The 3,292-nt window shown below is 68.7% G+C and carries 6 protein-coding genes; 4 read left to right on the top strand and 2 right to left on the bottom strand.

Annotated features, from left to right (window positions below; translation table 11 throughout):
• Positions 1–746, top strand: a 746-nt coding sequence (locus VFF46_RS08285) for a GTP 3',8-cyclase MoaA (protein WP_325036440.1), incomplete at its 5' end; no start/stop codon positions are given.
• Between the two features lie 72 nt (positions 747–818).
• Here VFF46_RS08285 and VFF46_RS08280 read toward each other — a convergent pair.
• Positions 819–1,019 carry a hypothetical protein gene (locus VFF46_RS08280; RefSeq protein ID WP_325036439.1) on the bottom strand — a complete coding sequence of 67 codons (201 nt, stop codon included), beginning with the start codon at positions 1,017–1,019 and terminating at the stop codon, positions 819–821.
• A gap of 176 nt (positions 1,020–1,195) precedes the next feature.
• Positions 1,196–1,579 carry a DUF3099 domain-containing protein gene (locus tag VFF46_RS08275; RefSeq protein ID WP_325036438.1) on the bottom strand — a complete coding sequence of 128 codons (384 nt, stop codon included), beginning with the start codon at positions 1,577–1,579 and terminating at the stop codon, positions 1,196–1,198.
• A gap of 73 nt (positions 1,580–1,652) precedes the next feature.
• Here VFF46_RS08275 and VFF46_RS08270 point away from each other — a divergent pair, with 73 nt between their 5' ends.
• The 3 genes from VFF46_RS08270 to fabI form a co-directional block, all read left to right on the top strand.
• Positions 1,653–1,865, top strand: coding sequence for a dodecin (locus tag VFF46_RS08270; protein ID WP_325036437.1), 213 nt, complete (start codon positions 1,653–1,655; stop codon positions 1,863–1,865).
• A 60-nt stretch (positions 1,866–1,925) separates the two neighbouring features.
• A complete protein-coding gene (gene fabG, locus VFF46_RS08265) occupies positions 1,926–2,630 on the top strand; it encodes a 3-oxoacyl-[acyl-carrier-protein] reductase (protein WP_325036436.1) in 705 nt (234 codons plus the stop codon).
• Positions 2,630–3,292 (top strand): enoyl-ACP reductase FabI (gene fabI, locus VFF46_RS08260; protein WP_325036435.1); only part of this gene is annotated, 663 nt, incomplete at its 3' end. The genes fabG and fabI, both read left to right, overlap by 1 nt.

Raw genomic sequence — 3,292 nt, 5'->3', positions numbered from 1 at the left:
CCCGTACGGCGGAACTCGCGCCGCGCCCCGAGATCTCCCTGACCACCAACGGGATCGGGCTCGCCCGCCAGGCGCAGGCGCTGAAGGATGCCGGCCTGGACCGGGTGAACGTCAGCCTCGACACCGTGAACGCGGACACGTTCAAGCAGCTCACCCGCCGGGACCGGCTCAAGGACGTGATCGCCGGACTCGAGGCGGCCCAGGACGCGGGCTTGACGCCGGTGAAGGTGAACGCGGTCCTGATGCGCGGCGTGAATGACACGGAAGCGCCGCAATTGCTGGAGTTCTGCCTCGCGCGCGGGTACGAACTGCGGTTCATCGAGCAGATGCCGCTGGACGCCCAGCACGGCTGGCACCGGGAGACGATGGTCACCGCCGACGACATCCTCGGCATGCTCACCGACCGGTTCCACCTGACCCCGGACGACGCGTCGAAGCGCGGCAGCGCGCCGGCCGAGTCGTTCCTGGTCGACGGCGGACCGCAGACGGTCGGCATCATCGCGTCGGTGACGCGGCCGTTCTGCGGGGACTGCGACCGCGTCCGGCTGACCGCCGACGGTCAGGTCCGGGACTGCCTGTTCGCCCGCACCGAGTCGGATCTGCGAGCCGCGCTGCGGGCCGGGGCCGACGACGCCGAGCTGGCGGACCGCTGGCGGCGCGCCATGCTCGGCAAACACCCGGGCCACGGCATCAACGACCCGAGCTTCCTGCAACCGTCCCGCCCGATGTCCGCGATCGGCGGCTGATCCGGGCCGATCCGGGCTAATCCGGAAATGTGCTTTTTCGGTATGTCGCTGGCGTGTGCGCTCGACATTCCCTTAGGCGAATGGCTCGACCTCGCGCAGGAATGACCGGCGGTCCAGGAAGTCGGACAGGCCGGCCTTGTGTTCGTCGCAGGCGAGCCAGGTCTTGCGCCGGTCCGGCGTGTGGATCTTCGGGTTGTTCCAGCGCAACGCCCAGGTGGCGGCCTTGCCGCAGCCCCTGGCCGAGCAGGTGGTCGGTACGTCTTCGTCAGTCACATTCCCGATATTCCTGATGTCTCAATAATCAATAGGGGCAAAAATGAAGCGACGTCGGACAGCCACGGGGGGAGCCGTCCGACGCCGCATCAAGTCCCTGAATTCCACTGCTGAACTTCAGAGCACGCGGGAGATTCTGACACGAATCACTGCAAGTTTTCCAGTCCCGGCCCAGATCACTTTTCGGTGTCGGTTCCGCGGTCCCGAATCGGGTCCTGAACAGGGTCCCGAACCGGCTCGTCGGCGGCCGGTACGACGGTGGTCCGGCCGTCCCCGAGCGCGGTCCGGCCGGGGGCCAGGAACGGGGTCGCGTCGTCCTTGGTCGCGGACCGGTGGGCGTTCGCGAGCACGACCGCGAAGTACGGCAGCGCGATCGCGCCGACCACGAAGGCCCAGCGCCACGGCGACGGGGTGACCACCGCGAGGATGAAGCACACCACCCGGATCGACATCATCCAGGCGTACCGCACGATCCGGCTGTCCAGATCCTCGGACCTGCCCGGCTGCGCACTGGTCACCGAGATGACCGCCGTGCCGCTCCGCTCATGGCGTCTCGACATCTATCCTCCTCACCAGGAACAACGGTACGCCGCGCCACCCGCCCCGGCGCAGCCAGGCAGGGAGAGGTATGTCATGACCGATCGCACGTACCGCGTCACCGAGATCGTCGGCACCTCCAAGGAGGGCCTGAACCAGGCGATCACCAACGGGATCACCCGCGCCGGGGAGACCCTCCGGCATCTCGACTGGTTCGAGGTCACCGATATCCGCGGTCACCTGTCCGACAACCAGATCGACCACTACCAGGTGACGATGAAGATAGGTTTCCGCCTCGAAGACTCCTGACTCGGAACGACCCGGGCAGTTGGGATAGCGTTCCTCCGACCGACGACGTGAGGAGGGCTTGTGGGCAGGTCTGTGCTGGTGACCGGAGGCAACCGGGGTATCGGCCTGGCGATCGCTACCGCGTTCAAGGAGGCCGGTGACCAGGTCGCCGTCACCTACAACTCGAGCCCGCCGCCGGACGGCTTCCTCGGGGTGAAGTGCGACATCACCGACCAGGAGCAGGTGGACGCCGCGTTCGAGACGATCGCGGAGCAGCACGGCCCGGTCGAGGTACTGGTGGCGAACGCCGGCATCACCCGGGACACGCTGCTGCTGCGGATGTCCGACGAGGACTGGGACCAGGTCGTGCAGACCAACCTGACCGGTTCGTTCCGGGTCGCCCGCCGGGCCGCGAAGGGCATGCTGCGGTTGCGCAAGGGCCGGATCGTGTTCATCTCCTCGGTGGTCGGCCTGCTCGGCTCGCCGGGCCAGGTGAACTACGCGGCCAGCAAGTCCGGCCTGATCGGGATGGCCCGGTCGATCGCCCGCGAGCTGGGCAGCCGCGGCATCACCGCGAACGTGGTGGCGCCCGGGTTCGTCGAGACCGACATGACCGCGGTGCTGCCGGAGGAGACGCAGAAGCAGTACCTGAGCCAGATCCCGCTCGGGCGGTTCGGCCTGACCTCCGAGATCGCGAACGCGGTCCGCTGGCTCTCCTCGGAAGAGGCCGGCTACATCACCGGCGCGGTGATCCCGGTCGACGGCGGCATCGGGATGGGCCACTGATGGGCATCCTGGACGGCAAGCGCATCCTGGTCGCGGGGGTCACCCTCGACTCGTCGATCGGCTTCGCCACCGCGAAGGTCGCGCAGGAGCAGGGCGCGACGGTGCTGATCTCGAACTTCGGCCGCGCGCTGAGCATCACCAAGCGGATCGCGAAGCGGCTCCCGGTCGAGCCGCCGGTGCTGGAGCTCGACGTCACGAACGCCGAGCACCTGGCCGCACTGCCGGACGCGATCCGCGAGCACGTCGACGGGCTGGACGGCGTCGTGCACTCGATCGCGTACGGGAACCCGGAGACCATCCTCGGCGGCAAGTTCCTGGACGGTCCGTGGGAGGACGTTGCGCAGGCCGTGCACGTCTCGGCGTACAGCCTGAAGGCGCTCGCGGTCACCTGCGCGCCGTTGATGAGCCGCGGCGGCAGCGTGGTCGGGCTGACGTTCGACGCGACCGTGGCCTGGCCTGGGTACGACTGGATGGGAGTCGCGAAGGCGGCGCTGGAGTCCACCAGCCGGTACCTCGCGCGCGACCTCGGCGCGCAGGGCATCCGCTGCAACCTGGTGTCGGCCGGTCCGCTGAAGACGCTGGCCGCGAAGGCGATCCCGGGCTTCGAGAAGTTCGAGGAGCCGTGGCTGGACCGCGCCCCGCTGGGCTGGGACCCGTCCGAC

Source organism: Kribbella sp. (genome assembly GCF_035655035.1).
Lineage (GTDB): Bacteria > Actinomycetota > Actinomycetes > Propionibacteriales > Kribbellaceae > Kribbella.
The sequence above is the reverse complement of the archived record's forward strand: the minus strand, read 5'-3'. Positions and strand labels throughout refer to the sequence as shown.

What these genes read in the sequence shown, in the direction of transcription:
- VFF46_RS08270 (WP_325036437.1), top strand. Translation starts at nt 1,653, where the DNA reads ATGACCGATCGCACGTACCGCGTCACCGAGATCGTCGGCACCTCCAAG.
- VFF46_RS08275 (WP_325036438.1), bottom strand. Translation starts at nt 1,579, where the DNA reads ATGTCGAGACGCCATGAGCGGAGCGGCACGGCGGTCATCTCGGTGACC.